This is a genomic window from Undibacterium sp. GrIS 1.8 (assembly GCF_040544445.1).
Lineage (GTDB): Bacteria > Pseudomonadota > Gammaproteobacteria > Burkholderiales > Burkholderiaceae_D > Undibacterium.
The window spans coordinates 36,542-54,624 of record NZ_JBEONQ010000001.1; the positions used below are offsets into that span (position 1 = coordinate 36,542).

Sequence of the window (18,083 nt, forward strand, 5' to 3'; positions counted from 1 at the left end):
GTGGTTAAGTTTTGACCAAACTTAATAAAATCAAAAAAGTTACCGTCGTGATGTAATCAAGGTAAGCCAACTTTATGTTAATTACTAGTACGCTATGCTTTGCTTTATTATTAAGTTAACTCAAAATATAACTTGACTGTACAACCAACAGTATCGAATTACTCAGGAGAAACCTTCGCAATCAAACAAATGAAAATTGTCGTTACAGTGTTTTATATGTGTTGCACACAGGATCAATATTAACTGAGTAGCATCCAAGAATTTATAGGGCTAACAGTTCGCGGCATCCTTGACTGGTTTGGGGATTCGGATTACAAATTTATATATCTACAATTTATAGTGAAAAATAATTTCTCAAAACTTAATTTCTCCCGCACTGCTGATGTCTACAAGTTGATCTCAAAAATTCGTAGCGTAAATAAAAGAAACTTATTACGCGGCTACATTGCGAAAGAAAGTCTATTGAACCAAGATATAAATACTATCCGCGCAGGGAATACTAGCCACGATAGTGCAATAGTGGGAGCCTTATTAAAAGGACCTCATGGGCTCCGGGAAACTTCAAAAAAAAGAAAAAAGAGAACTAGTGATGATTTATTCGTCATGACAGGTTTTCCACCGATTACATGGCGCAATGAGGTTTCTTACACAGCGGGTTATATAAATTCGATGAGCGATATGGTTTTTGAAATGCTGCTCGCCATCAAAAATCTTGTATACCTTGAACGCCTAGATTCCGAATTTGCATTGGACTTAATGCTCAAGATGTGTCAAAAGTACGGAGCATCAAATTATGTTTCTTATAAGCTCGCATATATAAGAAGCGCGCGAGACCTATCTCCGGCAGCACTTTTCATCGTAACTCAAATTGAGAACGAAATAGAGCATCAGAAAAATGCCGGCATGCACTTCAGTGCGCTTGAAAATTTGAGCTCAAAAATTTCATTGTTCGGCGTGGCTCAAAGACGAATAAGTGGTCTTGTCGAAAGGGTAAACGGAGATTTTAGGAAAGCACTATCTCTTAGTAATTTTGTACCTACGCCGCTTAACGAGACGGATGTCGCAGGGTTCTTGCTAAGAGCTACTGAATCATCGTTAATCGATGCGATCTACTCAACTTTAATAATTTTCAACCTAAGTGAAGATTTTGACAGCATCAAACGCGAATTTGAATTGCATCTTTCTACAGAAATTTTTAATCAAATGCAGAGCATGCAACAATTTGCAGACCAGCCAGATGAAGACAATATAGTTACCGATCACTATATGTCACATGACATAGAAAGTGATACTACTTTAAACATGTACCGTGTGTCCTCAGCTTTCTTAGAGCGCAAAAAATTTGCGAGGTTTAGGAGCCAACTAGACCGTATCATCGGTGCACGTTTGCTGGCGGAAATAATTGGAGATAAGATTTTTTTAGATTCTGACTCTCTAAACAGTAAATCTGTTTTATTACTCAATGACGGATCTTTATTATCAGACAACATTCCCATAAAGTTAGATACTTTCTATCGGACGTTTTTGTTCCTCAAATTTATAAAAAATAAATCGAACATTTTGCAACTATCGAAAGATGAGATCAAATTTGTTTTTGAAAATACTCTAAGTTTAGACGTCCTTCTAACCGAGGAGGAGATTAACACTTTATATCTAACTGCTTCTGAAGAAACAAAAAGCTTGGTTGCTGTTCTTGCCATGGCGTTGTTCAGATCTAAGTCAATCGACCCAGACATTGATTTCGAATTTCGTTCAGATTTTATTTCGCATGTAAATTCTCAGCATCATGGTTCGATCATCGAATTCATCGAATATTTATTAAAAGATTCTCCCGCTGTAGCTAACTATATCGCTGTATCACTTGACGAGGTGACTCTGGAAAAATTGTACACACTTGTCAAAAACGCGTCAGAGGCAGCCAAAATTCGGGTAGATATCTTGCGAGCCGTAGGTGAGCGTCTAAATCGAATTGAATATATTATCGAAGCAGATGCGATAGACACCCGATCAAAACTTTCAGCATTAGAGAGGTATTTCGATAGCAGTCGAATGTACGTTGATAGCGTTTCGATGAAGAAGTGGCTCGATAGCAATCCGACAATATATACTGAGCAATATCGATCCTTATACCCAAAAAATCAGGCATTAATTGCCTCCATAAATGCAGGACTACAAGCCGAGCCGGGCTTAATACTTTTTGGTATTAGCGATCAAGATGAATACCTTCTTTCGCAGATATCTAAAGATGCGTTTGAACAATTTTGCTTAAATACCGAATTTGGTATTCAATCTTACTTGGGACGTCGCATCAGGCACAACACATTAGACGGTGTAACGACTGATACCGTCGACGCTGTGTTCAGGAAGTCAGAATACAGCATCTTAATGTCCAATACCAATTTACGAAAGACGGTGGATGCTTGGACGTCTGCTTATAAGGCTCTGATCGATAAACTGAGGAGAGATTATCTCCAATTCAAGTCAAGTGGTTCATTCTTCAATGCCATCCTTGATTTAGAGGAAGTAACTACTCAAGATAATATTAGAAAATTGTCGAATTCATTAAGAACTGCTGGGGCGAGTGAGCTGTTAAATGATTTGGTAATCGCTTTTTGTTGGCAGCAGATTACACCTCAATTGGAGCATGCTGCTAGATATATTAGGACCACTCTACTTAAAGAAGCCAGTGCAACCATAGATAAGTATTTTTCCGGATCTTTTGGCGTAATTGAGTCGCAAATAAAAGCAGATCTACATCAGGCAGTCAATGAAGTATTAAGAAAAGTTGCTGATTGGTTTCAAGTTCCTCAAACAGGCTTTATCTCTGCGACTGTCAGAGAGTTATGCCAAATTATTCTAATTGAATTACATAGGAACAACCAGGTTGAATATATCGGGGATGCTCTTGAAAATAAGTACACGGGCATTAGTGTGCACCGTTTGTATGACTGTTTAGCGGTATTACTAAAAAATGCGCAAAAGCATGGGGACAAAAATAGAAAGATATTGATAGACGTAAACTCAAATCAAGTAGATGCTAATTCTGTTTTGGATTTGGTGTCCATTGATATAACTTCAACAGTTTCTGGATCTGCTTTCACGCCATCCTATGAGAGAATCTCTAGCGCAATTCAATCCAAAGAGGCGGTAACGGATATGGTCACAGAGGGCTATACCGGCATAAAAAAAATAAAGATTATTACTCGCGCGAGCGAAGGCTCGCACACGGTAAGACTTTCGGCCGATGAAGCATCAGGGGGACTGACGATAGGATTCTCTATGCATGTCGAAGTTTCAACAGAATCGATCACTGCAGAAATTGAATCATGAAGATACTACTTGTAGAGGATGAAGTTCACAAGCGTGAAGAAATAAAGCAATGCGTGCGTGAGGTGTATAGATTAGATCCCGAGATAGTCGATAGCGTCAGCAGTGCCGTGTTGAAAGTTACGGAGAGTGACCACGTTCTGATAATTCTTGATATGGCACTATCCACTTTTGGGGATAATGCGGATGATAAGAAAAAGGGTCATGATCAAGCGCAAGGTGGCATTGAAGTTTTACGTGCACTTAAATCTGCAAAAAAAACAACTAAAATATTGATAGTAACGCAATATCCTGATTTCTATATCGCTGGCAAAAAAGTCAAGCTGAAAGATTCTGCCGAAATGATACATAAAAAGTATGGCCAAGTTGTTGTAGGTGCAGTTTTGTATAACTATAAATCGAAGCCAACATTGCAAAAAATTATGTCCATTCTAAGGACATGTCAATGAAGATAATGTTGATTGAAGATGATAATTCAAAGTCAAAAGCTATAATTGGCCGTTTGAAGTCGCAAGGTATTTCCGAAAATGATGTAATTCATGCGAGAAACATGACAGATTTCGCTGCCAAGCTGAACTCTAATATAGTGCTATTTATAATCGATTTCAAACTACCGAGTGTTGATAAGGGTGTCGCATATCAAAATGGACGAGCAATATTAGAAACGATCATTAAGGCTGGAAAGAATGACGCATTATTGCTCGCGATTAGTTCATATCCTGGTGATTTTCCAGAACTGAGAAATTTCTACGAATCTAATGGATGCATTTTGGCGGACTACTCGAACAAGAAGAGCTGGCAATCAACATTAGATCATTTAATTATCCAAATTAAAAAGAATTTGAATTTCGATTTTATTATCTTCTGCGCGCTACAAAAGGAAAGGAATCCTTACATCACACTGCTTCCGGGAAAAAAGATCATTCGCAGTGGCATTGACTGTTACGATATTAGTTTAGAGGGGAAAAAGGGAACAGTTATTTTAATGCCCCAGATGGGTCTGGTGAACGCAGCTATCACCGCAAGTTTGTGTATCGACCGATTTAAACCTAGTGTCGTCGGAATGAGCGGGATCTGTGGTGGTTTTAGTGATAGAGCGAAAATGGGGCAGTTGTTTATTTCTAGTATGGCTTACGAATATCAATCTGGTAAATGGACGGACGACAGATTTTCCCAGGAGCCTTATCAAGTCCCGACAGATCACACCACGCTTACAAAGCTAAAAGAACTGATCGATTCAGACGATCTGGTTTCTGAGTTAGAGGAAGGTTTTGGTACAGCCACGCGCCCAAACACCGTACCTAAACCCGAAGCTGGGATCTTCACTAGCGGTTCTGCAGTAATTGCCAGTGAAGATTTTTTATCTAAGATTGAAGCAATTCATAGAAAAGTCAACGCTTTGGATATGGAAATTTTTTCTATACATAGGGCGGCTGAACTTTCTCCATATTCGCCTTCTTGCATTTGTGCCAAGACGGTAGTTGACCTTTGTGGTGAGGCAAAGAATGACGAACTGCATTTGTATGGATCCCATATCTCTGCGCGATTTTTAATCAAAGCCATCCAGCACTTTTTCGCTTAATCCGATCGCGGCGTGTATGCTTCTGCGATTACAAATCACATGTGAATAGTTAGAAGTAAGATTGAATTGTTTCAATATCTTCTAATTTTTCACAATATCACGTCAATTATCACGCCATGTTGTCTAAACAAAAGGTTTTAACACACCAGTCCGTAGAACATATTAGACGGTAGGGGTAAGAAAATTGCGAAGCACACCGACTATGTTTTGAAGCGCTTCGTCGTTTCTGCTAATCAAGTACTCGAAGATTTGTTTCTGCGTTGCTATCTTTTTTTGCTTGAGATAGTTGTGAAAATCTTTGGGGCCAGTGAAATCGGCCCTATCGGTTATAAAAGGGAATTCGGCGTTCGAGCGACTGTCTGCATAAATGGCCTTTTCAACACTATCAATGGGTATCAAGTGGACGCCAGGATAACAAGTAAATTTCTCGTTTTTTTGGTCCCCGTCGAGAATAGCAATGGTTTTTTCCGGTGAAGATAAGAATTGCTCTTGCTCGTTGTGCTTCATTAGAGCAACGACCTGTGTTCCACCTCCAATGAAAATAACTTTGTAACGGAAGAAGCTATTCGGGCAAAATTTTTCTATTAATGCCTCAATAAAGCCAAGAAGCACCTCGTCCTCAGTAAGAATGTATCTGTCCCATCCTGAAAATCCGAATAGACGCGCTTTCGCGTAGCTATAGGATCTAGGGGTTATAGAAATGTGTCCGCCTCTCTCATCAATGTAAAAGAGCTCACTGGTTTCAAGCTGTTGCATCAGGGCGAGCGAGTGCGTTGTAAATAGAATCTTACATTTATAAAGTGCACTGAAAGCTCTTATCCATCCCGCCAAATTTGCCTGAGCTGCCGAATCAAGGGAAATATCTATTTCATCAATAACGATAAGTTGAGCGGAATCTTTGATGGTTCGATATAGGTTTATAAGGAAATATTCCCCAGAGCTTAGGTAGTCTTCTCGGATATACAGTCCGTTACTCTTGACGATGGCGTAATAACTCTTTCCTTTAACTGAAACCTCCACCATGTTCGAATAGCGTGTCGAGCCATACATAGCTGCAAGGAAGGAAATGAGTTCCTCAGGATGATTATGATTTCCAAGAATGATCGCCTTGCGGATGTCCAAATCCGCCTCGCTAGCGCTCTTGAAGTAATTAAATCGAGTACCGTGTGGCATCGGCAGCTCGGCTGCAATAAGATTTCGTAGCTCGAACGGTATAACTCCCTTGCAGTTCAACGAACGAATTTTTTCGTCATATTCGAACACCACCCGGGTTCCATCTACGATATAAGTGATTCGGCTCGCGGGAGAAAATGCGTAGGGGGTTGCGGTCCTGATAAAAGTATCGGCATTGGTGAGATTGCGGAGTGCTCGGACTAGGGTTGTTTTGCCGGTGCCGTTTCGTCCCACCATGCAAACCAATCCGGGGAGGGAGAGATCAAGATCCAATGCCAGGCTAGTTACGTGCTGAATCGATTCGAGGGTCACTTGTAGACGAGTCATTGAGTGGACCTATGGAGAAAACTATCAATAACAGTACTCCCGAACTTCATTCTCAGTTTTTCCAGATAGGCCAAGTCCGCTGAATATACATAACTAATTAGCCCACTAAGCCTTTGCAAACCATCTTCCATTCTTTCGCCTCGCTCTTCTACAAATATCTTCGCCAAACGAGACCGATCTGTCACATAAAAATGGAGCCAAGACTCAATCCTATTTCTAACAACACGATCGATGACGATACTGCCAGTAGGCAAAATGACGAAGCCAAGAAGCTTTACCTTTCTTCCGACGGTGGTAAGTTTGGTTTTGCTTTGGTTGAGTGTAAAACCGTCTCCAAGCTCAGTTTTAAGGCAATCTTCAACTATGTGGCTAGCACCTTCAATTGCTAGACGATCTTCCGCGGAAAGGATGATGTCATCAGCGTAGCGGGTGTACACCCATTTTCGCGCGTTACTTAGGGCAGCTAAGCGCTTATCGAATCCAAGCAAACAAGCGTTACTCAGTATCGGAGATGTCGAATAGCCAATCGGCAGCTTGCCGTTAATGGTTAGGAGGCCAAGGATATGGTCGATATGCTCGGCTAGATTCGAGACAGGAGTGTTAGCTCGACTAAGGATCGATCGGATCAGATTCGAAGTGATACTTTCGAAGAACTGTTCAAAATCTGTCTGATAGAAAGCGCGGCTCTGAGCATGAGGTAAAACGGCTTGAAGAAGGGTTGCCCCTTTACGATAAGCAAACGAAACTGAGTTGTCCACAGGAAGGGACTCAAGGAGGAAGCCATTGAGAAAATTGTGAAATTCCTTCAGTGTTGGCGAGGGCTTGTATATGGTTCGATTTTTCCAGCGGACGGGACTGTAGTGCTCTTCGGGCTTTAGCGTCAAGAACTCTTCAAATCGATACTTATCGCGATACATCGCATCGAACAGCTGATGCAGCGGCCGTGGATTCATTGAGCAGTTACCCTCAAAATTTACGCAATGCGAGTACTACACATTCAACTGCAAGTTTGTGCGGATAATACGAAACGCCCGGTCGGGCTGAGCCAGCGACCGGGCATGCGTAAGTTAATAAATCGCCCTAGGGACCAGACATTAGACTGGAGCTGCTCCTAGTCGCTGGTATCCGGAAATTCTACCACAGTTGGATATATAGACAAGCATCACATAGTCGGGAAATCGGCCCTTATTCCCAATAGTTTGAATGTCCGCCGGTACAACGTTTATTTATGCCCGACAATGGCCAATTGTTCCCCAAAAATGCCTTCGATTAGAACAAACTGAAGAGATGAACGCTTACACTCACAAGTTGTCAGCCATTGAAATCATCAATTAGTATTACCGTCCAAGCTGGGTCGCTCAGAACTAATGTAAGCAGAAACTACATTTATACCGATGCCAATACTGATTACTGGAACAGAATAAATCCAAAGCTCTATACCTTCAGACCAGAATTTCACGTCTTCCTTTGAAAACCGTCCGTTTGTTTCAGCAATCTTAGCAATAGTGGCAAATCCACCTTGTAAGGCGAAGAAGCCTATACCGAGCATGATCAACGCTAATCCGCAAAAGAACGATGACTTTTGCCATGAACTAACCGAACTTGCACCTCCCGCAAGAAGTGCTAAAGGGCCGATACCCATCATAATACCTACTCTAGTTGGCATAGAGTCATATACGCCAGGCATCATCAAAATCAGGGGTATTAGAGCTAAAGTACCGAGAGTCACAATCCAGAATTTTTTGCTGCTATGTTCCATATTGCCTCCATACAAAATATTAGTGTATCCCAGATTAAAAATATTGAACTAATCAATGAAAAATAAGATTTGGGGCCACATGAGAATGTTAAGCAAGAAAATCCGTATGCTAACTTTCTACAAGAATCTCAAGGCGAAAGACGCCTAATATAAACACTGACTATCTCCTCTAACCCGGATGGTACAAGTATGGATTCATTCATAAAATTAAAAACTAAGCCTTCATGTCCGTTTCTAAATTGATCTGGTGATAAATTCATCAAATCCTTCAGCGGAAATCCAAAAGACTTCGAAATAATCCTAGCAAGTGTCCCTTTGTCGACAAAGTCAACACCCTCCTTAGCAACTTTCAAAAATAGTTTTCTCAAATCTGAAACGGTTTTTGTAACCGCATCTAAATTCGCATTTTCTGATCGGGGTGGAACATATACATCCCAACCGTAAGAACGTTTGCAATATCCTACAAACTTAAAAAGATTGGCTCTCAATCCTGGGTTTTGTTGTAGAAATTGACGAATAATATCCTCAGTCCATGGCTGATTTGACAGATTTGCATGTTTACAAAAAGATGCTGCACTTGATAAGTAAAGTCTATGTGTGCGAACAGCGGCGCCGGATTGTTCTAGCCAATTAGAATAATGCTCAAGTATCTTGTTCCAAGAAAATTTTTTACTCTGCTGCAATATGTTGCCAATCCGCCCTCTTTCAGCGCTGTCTAATTTGGCTTCTTTAGATAACTCAATGCCAATTTCCTCAGAAAAATATTGCATTACTATCAAATGCTTTCGGAGAACAGCTGTACCAAAAAACTGTAATAACGATTTCGAATTTATTTCATCTAAAGAAATAAATGTGGCATCAAGTCGTTCAAAAAATAATTGATGATTTCTAAAATTTTTAACTAAATTAGGCTTTGCTGGATCTCGTTGATGAAACCAATTTCCGAATCCCAAGAAAATATTTTTTGCCCACTCGCGAGTTAACACGTGTTGAAACATGTTTGCTTCGTGAGAAATTTGATTCCAATTCAAACACGCTCTGCAACGTGAAAAACCATTTCCCTGAACCTCCATGTTGCAGTCAGGACATGAATGTGAAAGCTCTTTCCCAGGAACACAAGAAGCACAAAATGGCCTATTTTTCTCGCTAATAAATTCAACTTTGCGAAACTTTCTACATACACAACATGTTTTATGTGTAAATTTATTGCGGCACGAATCGCAAATTTTATCCTCTATACCCATTGATGGCATAGCAGATAACCTAGTACTTAAACATCCGCAAGAGGAGCATGCTAATTGCGCCCTAAAATGAGGGACGCAAGATGGACATATAGCCTTGCCAGAATAAATTAATCCAGCTTTCAACACGGGCTTTTCACAGCGAGCGCAAACGCGTCCTATACGAGTACAAAGAGAGCACAAAGGAGTATTTTTAGAGAAACGGTGCATCCTTGCTGAGCCGCCGCATGAAGTGCAAACACTTTTCACAAAAACAATTGGGTAACATGACGAGCAGTAGTCCTTACCTTCAAAAACTCGTTTTGCTTTTTGTATTGTCCTACCGCATTCGTCGCAATATCTACCGTGTTTTAAATCAATACTCATGATGTTATTGCCGCGGTGATTAGTACTTTTGCTCGTTCAGTTCGCCAGCCATCTAACTTTACCCTTTGAATATCCTCAAGTTGTCGACACACTGCGAATGGAACATTTTTTCGGTATCGACTCACCCCCTTAGGCATTAATTCGAAGACAATATTCAGCCACTCCGGAAAAACTTTGCGGCGATCAAAGGATAATTGAGTCATCCGCAATAACTCTGCAAGTTTAAGAAATTGATTAGGCCAGTCAAAAAGTATCTCATCCAAGATAAGGCATTGCTGGGTGCGTTGGTCGATCCTCAATTGTTCAATTCTTTTCCCCGAACAATTTTTTAATATGGCCGACAATCCCGTGTTTTCCTTATGTAAACGTAACGAAGCTTTGGTCGTACTCATCAAAATTGATAACCCAGCGAAGAAATCAGAAGAATTAATTTCTCTATCAAGTATTCTAATGCTGCTCCCCAAACTAATTTGAAGAAGTGTAGATTGAAATTCTTTACGTTTTTGGAAATCAACGTCACCTACTAATTTAGGGGAAGGGATCGTTAGAATGCCGCCACAGAAATGGCAGGTTGGGTAAAAAGAGTCTGTCCGATGAAAAATGATTTGTTTATCACAGTGCGGGCAACAATCAGTTAAAGAGCAGTTATGGATGGCGCAAACGGTAGCGAACGATAATCTCCATACTTTTTTAAAAGTCATGTCATCATGAAGACAAAAAGGACAGTACTGCACACCATAACCAGTGCGGTATCGATGAAATATGCCAACGGTATTTATCCATGGACACACACCTGCTTTATTTTGAGAATTAATGGCGTTCAATGGTTTAAACACCGATTCAAACTGACATAAGGTCATCGATAAAATCTGATGAGGCTCTAAGCTTGAAAGTTTTGCGATATCGGAAATTAACTGTTCTGATGCGCTACGATCGATATCTCTGGACCAGATAGCTCTACATGGTAAGTGGAAAGAATAAAAACGGTAAGGGGTTGCTCCATGTGCATATGCTACGCGCGCAAGATACGAGCTAAGTAACTCATCGCTTTTGGCCGCAACTCTGAACGTCCACGGTTTGATAGAATTACAACCTACGGGCAACATCATCCCACTCACCAGGCTTTGTCCAATTCAAGTTCCTGAGTATATGCTCGTCAATACGCTCTCTTTTGGATTCAATTGCATAGCACGCTGCAGACTTCAAGAGTTTTACAGTTGCACCTATAGTCTCTCCTGCCATTCCATAAATCGTTGGTGCAATCTCTCGAGAAGCGAGTCCAGAAGGTTCAGCCAAAGGAAGAAGCTTCTCATAGCTGGCAAGAAATCGAAGATATTCGCTGTCTAGTCTCCAGCGATCAAGTGCTGCTGGTTCAAATCTAGATTTCATTTGAGGATCAGAATTCAAAGCGTTAATAGCTGCTTGAGTTCCCGCTGCAACTACCGATAACTTCAATTCGTTACTTAACCCTTTTATAGCGGCTAAAAGATCAGGTGCTTTTTTCCCAGCGTTTGCAAGATTATTAAACTCGTCAATGATTAATAATCTTACAGACGCATATTGCAAAGCTGACTTTGCTTGGCGCTTCTTTATAGAGACAGGATCTTTTTCTCTGTGAGAAATACTCAATGCCCAAAGTATAGTTGACCAAAATTCGGTTTCATTCGGTGTATCGGGCATTTGTATTTGCAATAATGGAGCGATGGGACTGCCGGTCTCTGTTATCTGTACAGGGTGACGATGTGCAAATCTCTCAAGAATTGAGCTTTTCCCGTTACCGCTTCTTCCGACTATCAAAAGGTTCGGCATTCGTAGTGTTTTGGGATAAATCAATAGTTGATCAAGCTGCTTTAGAATTTGAGCAGCGCGCGTGTAACCCATCCATCTATCTGATCGACAAAACTCCAATCTATCAAGATTAGGAAGTGTTAGCGCGTCGGCTACTTGCGCATCCAAATGCTCAAATGTGTTCATCGAATAATTGAAATTTCATCAAATGGCTTTATCGGTTGCGCAAAGGGATCATCTTCGGCCATTCCGAAATTTCGCTCATTTTGATTCATAGATTTATCTGCTGGTGAATGGATTTTTGAAAACACTACCACTGGCAGCTTGGGTAAAGGAATACGAGTTTGCTGTCGACGAGCTGCTTTTGTCTTTTGTTTCGCCTCTTCAATTCGAACTCGCATGCGGTCTAACGCTTCAAAAATCATATGTTCATCTACGTTACGCATACCTTGGGTCTTTAACGTTTGCTGAACCTCTCTTAATTCCCAAGCACTCATCGCTGGATATCCAATATTTCGATATGGCAATGGAACGTAGCGTTGGTCTACAGGATCAAGGAAATAGACCTTACTGATATCTCGCGGATCTCGCCGGATTAAAAAGCTTCGTTTAGCTTTTGGATTATCTGGGTCTGCTGCATTAATGTAAGGATCTAACACTTTATCGTAATAGGAAATTCCGTCGATTTGTATGCCATATTGCTGAACAGACCGCTCAAAGAAAGGCATAAAATCTAATCTAATTCTCAGTGGATCCGCAGGAATTGGCATGACTCCCGTCCCACTGGAATTAGCGTCACCAAGTACTCCTAGCTCCCACTTTTGCTTAGGAGACATTCCTATTTGAGAATGTACTCTCTGGTGATAAACGTTAACTATAAATTCAACGATGTGGCGCTCAAATTCTTTAATTGTCAAAGCCGACATGCCTTCAGAATCATAACCTTTTCGCTGAGTTGGATTAGAGAAGGTCGTTCCCGGCAATTTACGAATTTCGTTAGCCATCGTCCCCATTAGACGTTCTACATGGCCACCAAAATGAGGGAGCATAACTGGCCGCCACTGCAAATCAATAAAATACTCCTCGCATGCTCTCTCTAATACCGTACCTCTGAACTCTTTCGCATTGTCAGTGTGTACCGTTCCCATTACTCCCCAGACACTCCATTCACCCCCGACCTCAACTTCAGCTAAATATTCACGTTTGGGACAGATAGCCTGAGCTAAACACATTCCCACAGAGGTAGCGCTTGGTTTTTCAAATGTGATGTAAATCCCAGCAATCATTCGGCTGTAAACATCGATAGCAAGCGTTAACCAAGGGCGCCCAATAGGCTTGCGATGCGCTTCGTCTACAAGAATTATGTCTGCTTCAGTATGATCAATTTGAACGACTGAAAACGGATAGTCCGCTCCAGGGAATTGCCCCAAAATTGGCGCGTATTTGTTTCTTGCTGCTTCTTTAAAACCCCTACGGCGCAAAGTATTAGCTGGACTTAGGACAGCCAATCGATTCCGAACGGTATTCGGATGCGGAGGAGGTATTTTCGCCAGTCGACTCCGTCGGAGGACTTCTTCAATAACGTCCTGAGGTTTGTGACGTTGTTTACTTAAGTAAATATCTTCAATCGCAGATTCAATAATTTTTTCCTGCTCACTCGCCAATAGCTTCGTTCCAGTCTTACGTCCTCTTTTTGTTGGTACTAAAGACGAAACGTGTCCTGCATCTTGATAAAGTTTCAACCATTTATAAAGGGTAGCAGGATGAATCTTGTGCTTCGTCGCAATTGTCTCTGCATCTTCCCTTGTACGAATAGGATTTTGTAACAAGGGTTTGATTGCTTGAAAGCGACGCTGTGCCTCGGCCCATTCGTCATCGCTGAATAAGGCAAGATCAGGATGCAGGCGCTCCTCATATTTTTTTTCAGTTACTTCAGTGGGAGAAATTGGCACTAAATTCTCGACATGAAGTCGGACACTTTCATTTGTTTTTATATTAACGGCCAAAACGCTGCTAATTGACATAAGGTGAGTGATTTTAAAAAGCTCTCCATCTGATTCAACTAGTTGACCTGGTTCAGCTTTAAAAAAAGATTTTGAAATTCCAGCCAAGTCAGTCTCCTGGTAACCAAATTGCTGATGACATCGTTAAATTATCATCCAACAGTGCAGCAATTTTTCTGGAAGCGATAAGACGCCATAACTCGGGAACAGCCGTCATTTGTAACTCATTGGTCAAATAGGCGGCAGCAAGTAACGCTTGTGGTGTTGTTTCCCCAAGTGCTCTAAGAGTATAGCGAAGCTGGTCACCGACTAGTTGTTGCACAGGTAAGTGACGATATCTACGCAAGAACTTCGCATTACGAACGAAAGGAGTACGAATTTCCTTCTCCGTTACTATTTTGAAGCGCCAACCTTTAGCACGGCAATAGTTAACTGCCGCTTTAAACCTTGGCTTATACAACTGCCAATCTTTTATTAATTCGTCTCTCGGCTTGACTTCATAAACTATCGTAAAAATATTTCCACACGGAGAAACTTGCTCAACAAGTACGTCCGGAGTATAGCGGCGCGTTGAAGTTTCGAATTTGTAAAAAAGAGAAAAAGGTTGCTCTCGAACTAACTGGATCGATGGATCAAAATCTAACGAGATCAGCCAGTCACGTTCTAACGAAGACTCAAACGTAGCATTTCCACCGCCTAATAAAGAGACTCGCCCAGTTAAAGACCGTCTGCTTGTCTTTATCTCTCTAACAGGGAGTTTTAAATCTAGTCGTATCATTTCATGTTTCAAAAAGTTAGTAGCTCTTTTAAATATAATTCAGTCGTGATTTCTGATGTTAATAATGTTACTTTATACTAGTAAAGTCAAATGTTTCAGTCGCTATTTTTATTGTAATTAACAGAGGTGGCGTCCCGCGCCCCGGAGAAATCTCGCTCGCTCATCGCGGTGTTTTATTTTTAGACGAGCTGCCTGAGTTTGACCGTCGTGTTTTAGAGGTCTTGCGTGAGCCGCTGGAGTCTGGTCATATCACGATTTCACGCGCGGCGCGACAAGCGGATTTTCCGGCTAAGTTCCAACTCATCGCTGCGATGAATCCCTGCCCATGCGGATACTTTGGACATGCCAATGGCAAATGCCGCTGCACACCGGACAATATCGCTCGTTATCAGGACAAAATTTCTGGTCCTTTATTGGATCGTATCGATATGCAAATCCAGGTCGGTGCATTGCCTCATCAGGATTTATTGAAACAAGCGGATGGCGAAACGACTGCCGCAATTCATGCGCGGGTTGAGGCGGCTTTTGAGCGGCAAATTGTGCGCCAAGGCAAAACCAACAACCATTTATCGACGACAGAGATTGATCAGTATTGTCAGCCCGACCAAGCTGCCGAACAACTGTTGCGAAATGCCATGATCAAACTTAACTGGTCAGCGCGTGCCTACCATCGGGTGCTAAAAGTAGCGCGTACGATTGCCGATCTTGCCAACGTCGCGCAAATAGGTCAGCCACATGTTGCTGAGGCGATCCAGTATCGCAGGGCTTTAAAAGAGCGCTGAAGATCGCTGAAGAACGTTGGGGGCGAATTAAGAACTGGCTGGAAACAGTGAATTCAGGCTTGTCCCTTGAAATGCGCCCCTTCGCAGCAAGATAAGTCTCATCGTATGCACCGCATTTACTCTATTACCCTGCGCACACCTCTCCAAGGAGCAATTCATGTCCCCCAGCGAAATTCAATTATTGCAAACTTTTTTAACGCAACTGGTGCAAACCCAGGCCTTGAATAAGGATCAGCAGGCACAAAGCATGATTGCCGATGCCACTGCACGCCAGCCGGATGCGGCTTATTTGTTGGTGCAGCGCAGTTTGTTGCTGGAACAAGCGGTGACCAACGCGCAAAGCCAGATCGCGCAGTTACAAGCGGAAAACGCGGAACTCAAAGCCACGCGTGGCAATACTGCCGGTGGATTTTTGCAAGCCACCAATACGGCCTGGGGCAATAGCGTCAGTAGTCCCCCAATAAACTCACCGACCAGCTCGCCGTCAGCAACTACCTCCATCAATGGGACCAGCGGAACAAACGGAACGCCGCTGGCAAACCCGACCGCGCCAGCTCTGGCACCCGCATTTGCGAATCCGATGGCATCTGCGCCAAGTTCAGGCTTCTTCGGCGGCAATGCCGGCAATATGCTGGGTACCGTTGCGGCAACTGCTGCTGGTGTTGCAGCAGGCGCGTTTTTGTTTCAGGGAATAGAGAATTTAGTTGGCAACCATCACGGAATGAATGCAGGAACGAACCGAGAAACCAACCCGGCAGCCAGCCTCAGTAATGCTGACAGCGGATTAATCCCGAATTCCTTTAGTGAAGATAAAACTGCTGCCGATAACAGCAATAGCAGCAACCATGACAGCAACAGTTTGGCCGATGCCAGCGGAATTGACGATATCAGCAGCATGGACGACAACGCTGGTGCTGATATCTTGGATGATATTTAAGCTGGAGCGCTTAATCAGGTCTCGGATAAACCTCGCGGGAAAGCATTTTCCCGTTTTGATCCAGCTTAATTAATACCATCTCACCGGCGGCGGTATCTACCCCAGAATACGCCGAGATATTGACTTGATGCGTGACCAGAATCAACGCTTTTGAGCCTTTGGTTTTGATCGCGCTTTGAATAAACGTCGGTAAATCACTGGGCGCTAAGGCCGCACTATTCTTCTCTTCAAAAGTCGATGCCAGCGCGTTTTCTGGTGTGACTGGTCCAAAACCCAATAGACGCGCCGTATCGTTTGTCCGGCACCAAGGACTCGCATACACCGCCGCAGTTTGTATGCCCTGCTGTTTTAACCACTGACCAATTCTTTTTGCCTGGGTGATACCTTCATCGCTGAGGTTTCTTTGCGTCTTACAATCGCCCAGCTTGAAATTGGCAGGATCACCGACGCCGGGCGCTCTGGTATGACGCATCATTAATAAATAGTCGGGGCTAGCTAACTTAGTTGCTAACTTAGCTGCAAGCTTTTGAGTTGGCTGCGGAGCTGGCTCATTGGTTTGGCAACAGGCATTACCTGCGAAAAAGAGTGTCAAAATTAGGAGTAATCGCTTCATCGGTGGTTCTCTAATAATCTGGTTTTGAATCAAAATCTGTCAATAAATCTCTATATCAAAAAATATACTCCCTATAGGTATATTTATACTATCCATATAAAGTCTGGACAATAAGCCAATTTTACAAAAAAATAAGGGGAGTATATTCATCTGCTCTGTTTTTACCCAATTATGGAATCGCCAGCAAAGTCGCCTGCAACAAGCCTGCCGCCGGACCTTTGTTGGCCCAGGTCTGGCTTAAATCGACATCGCCGTTGGTGCTGATCATGATCAGGTAAGCTTCGTTTTTGATGTCTATCAAATTGAGTGTGCGGATGCCACCTATCCAGCCTTGGCGCTCGACGATCATGCTGGCGGGTTTATCCGCCTTGGCAGAAAATGGATAAGACCAGACGCCCAAAGCGCCGCCAACGGCATTCGGTTTCACCATCTCAGCCCGGCTGGCTGGGGAGAATAACCTACCCCGGCTAAAGGCCTGATCAAAAGCCAATAAATCCCGCAACGTCCCAAAAGTCGCGCCTGCGGCACCGTAGCTGGCAAAGTTGATGGGGATTTCTGGATTGCCGCTGACGATGCCATGCACATGGCTTAGATCGTCGTAATTTGGCGGACTGTACATACCGGAATGGGTCATTTTGGCGGGATTGAATATCTTTTGCTGCAATAACTTTTGATATTTGATGCCAGTGACTTTTTCTAGCAGTGCACCTAAGACGATAAAATCGCAATTATTGTAATCAAATGCTTCGCCCGGCGCGCGCTGCAAAGGCGCGGCGCAGACCGTCGTAGCGCTCAGTTGCATGTCACCGGATGCTGGCGTACGGGCAAAATAAAACTGCGGTAACTTATCTGGATTAGGCAAGCCAGACATGTGCAACATAAACTGCCGGAGGGTGATTGCCCGCGCTGCCTCGTTGGGGAAATCCGGCCAGAATTTGCCGAGCGGCATATCCAACGCCAGCTTACCGGCATCCACCTGCTGCATCACCATGACCGAGGTGAATAGCTTGGTAATCGAGGCATATCGAAACACGCTATCTTTACTCAAGGCAGGCTGCCCGGTTTGCGGCTCGCCGACGACTTTCTCTAACAAGACCTGATCGCCGTGCGCAGCTAATACCAAGCCCTTAAATCCGTCGGCCTCTAATTTGCTGACTGCGGCCTCAAGCCCGGGATTTAGGGCTGGATCAGATGCGGTATTGGGCGCTGCCAAAGATAAAGGAGAGACCGACGACAAAGATAATAAAGCGCTAACGCATATGCTTGTGACTAAAAAAAGCTTTTTTCGGGACTTCATCAGACCTGACATGGCGACTCCAGACAAGATTAAAAGATCAACTGGCGGCTGCTATGTTACGTCATCAGGACTTACGCAAACCGCCCTAGCCTAGCCACAACCGAGCCACA

General features: G+C 42.9%; 14 protein-coding genes and 1 pseudogene. 5 read left to right on the forward strand and 10 right to left on the reverse strand.

The window, feature by feature from the left end; translation table 11 throughout:
- Positions 1-339: 339 nt before the first annotated feature.
- The 3 genes from AAKU64_RS00180 to AAKU64_RS00190 are packed head-to-tail and all read left to right on the forward strand — an operon-like array spanning position 340 to position 4,909.
- Positions 340-3,330, forward strand: a complete 2,991-nt coding sequence (locus AAKU64_RS00180) for a hypothetical protein (RefSeq protein WP_354360776.1) — start codon at positions 340-342, stop codon at positions 3,328-3,330.
- Positions 3,327-3,776, forward strand: a complete 450-nt coding sequence (locus AAKU64_RS00185) for a DNA-binding transcriptional response regulator (RefSeq protein ID WP_354360778.1) — start codon at positions 3,327-3,329, stop codon at positions 3,774-3,776. The genes AAKU64_RS00180 and AAKU64_RS00185 overlap by 4 nt, the downstream gene beginning before the upstream one ends.
- Positions 3,773-4,909, forward strand: a complete 1,137-nt coding sequence (locus AAKU64_RS00190; protein ID WP_354360780.1) for a 5'-methylthioadenosine/S-adenosylhomocysteine nucleosidase family protein — start codon at positions 3,773-3,775, stop codon at positions 4,907-4,909. Before AAKU64_RS00185 ends, AAKU64_RS00190 begins: the two co-directional genes overlap by 4 nt.
- Before the next feature lie 162 nt (positions 4,910-5,071).
- Here AAKU64_RS00190 and AAKU64_RS00195 read toward each other — a convergent pair whose 3' ends face one another.
- The 8 genes from AAKU64_RS00195 to AAKU64_RS00230 form a co-directional block, all read right to left on the reverse strand.
- Positions 5,072-6,409, reverse strand: a complete 1,338-nt coding sequence (locus tag AAKU64_RS00195) for an AAA family ATPase (RefSeq protein WP_354360782.1) — start codon at positions 6,407-6,409, stop codon at positions 5,072-5,074.
- Positions 6,406-7,362: a reverse transcriptase domain-containing protein gene (locus tag AAKU64_RS00200; RefSeq protein WP_354360784.1), complete on the reverse strand. Its 957-nt coding sequence runs from the start codon at positions 7,360-7,362 to the stop codon at positions 6,406-6,408. Before AAKU64_RS00200 ends, AAKU64_RS00195 begins: the two co-directional genes overlap by 4 nt.
- Positions 7,363-7,736: 374 nt before the next feature.
- Positions 7,737-8,168, reverse strand: coding sequence for a hypothetical protein (locus AAKU64_RS00205; RefSeq protein ID WP_354360786.1), 432 nt, complete (start codon positions 8,166-8,168; stop codon positions 7,737-7,739).
- A 128-nt stretch (positions 8,169-8,296) separates the two neighbouring features.
- Entirely contained in the window at positions 8,297-9,775 is a 1,479-nt protein-coding gene (locus tag AAKU64_RS00210; RefSeq protein WP_354360788.1) for an RING finger protein, read from the reverse strand.
- Positions 9,772-10,884: a TniQ family protein gene (locus AAKU64_RS00215; RefSeq protein WP_354360790.1), complete on the reverse strand. Its 1,113-nt coding sequence runs from the start codon at positions 10,882-10,884 to the stop codon at positions 9,772-9,774. Before AAKU64_RS00215 ends, AAKU64_RS00210 begins: the two co-directional genes overlap by 4 nt.
- Positions 10,862-11,749, reverse strand: a complete 888-nt coding sequence (locus tag AAKU64_RS00220; protein WP_354360792.1) for a TniB family NTP-binding protein — start codon at positions 11,747-11,749, stop codon at positions 10,862-10,864. Before AAKU64_RS00220 ends, AAKU64_RS00215 begins: the two co-directional genes overlap by 23 nt.
- Positions 11,746-13,674, reverse strand: a complete 1,929-nt coding sequence (locus AAKU64_RS00225) for a TnsB C-terminal domain-containing protein (protein ID WP_354360794.1) — start codon at positions 13,672-13,674, stop codon at positions 11,746-11,748. The genes AAKU64_RS00220 and AAKU64_RS00225 overlap by 4 nt, the downstream gene beginning before the upstream one ends.
- A 1-nt stretch (position 13,675) precedes the next feature.
- Entirely contained in the window at positions 13,676-14,344 is a 669-nt protein-coding gene (locus AAKU64_RS00230) for a TnsA endonuclease N-terminal domain-containing protein (protein WP_354360796.1), read from the reverse strand.
- A 125-nt stretch (positions 14,345-14,469) separates the two neighbouring features.
- On the opposite strand from AAKU64_RS00230, the pseudogene AAKU64_RS00235 reads away from it, so the two are divergent.
- A pseudogene (locus tag AAKU64_RS00235) lies at positions 14,470-15,126 on the forward strand (ATP-binding protein); the annotation flags it as partial.
- 157 nt (positions 15,127-15,283) lie between these two features.
- Complete coding sequence (locus tag AAKU64_RS00240; RefSeq protein WP_354329135.1) at positions 15,284-16,063, forward strand: DUF2076 domain-containing protein; 780 nt, start codon at positions 15,284-15,286, stop codon at positions 16,061-16,063.
- A gap of 10 nt (positions 16,064-16,073) precedes the next feature.
- Here AAKU64_RS00240 and AAKU64_RS00245 read toward each other — a convergent pair whose 3' ends face one another.
- Together AAKU64_RS00245 and AAKU64_RS00250 are read right to left on the reverse strand one after the other, a co-directional pair.
- Positions 16,074-16,676 (reverse strand): histidine phosphatase family protein, encoded by a 603-nt coding sequence (locus AAKU64_RS00245; RefSeq protein WP_354360798.1) that lies wholly within the window; start codon positions 16,674-16,676, stop codon positions 16,074-16,076.
- A gap of 169 nt (positions 16,677-16,845) precedes the next feature.
- Complete coding sequence (locus AAKU64_RS00250) at positions 16,846-17,985, reverse strand: serine hydrolase domain-containing protein (protein WP_354329139.1); 1,140 nt, start codon at positions 17,983-17,985, stop codon at positions 16,846-16,848.
- Positions 17,986-18,083: the final 98 nt, after the last annotated feature.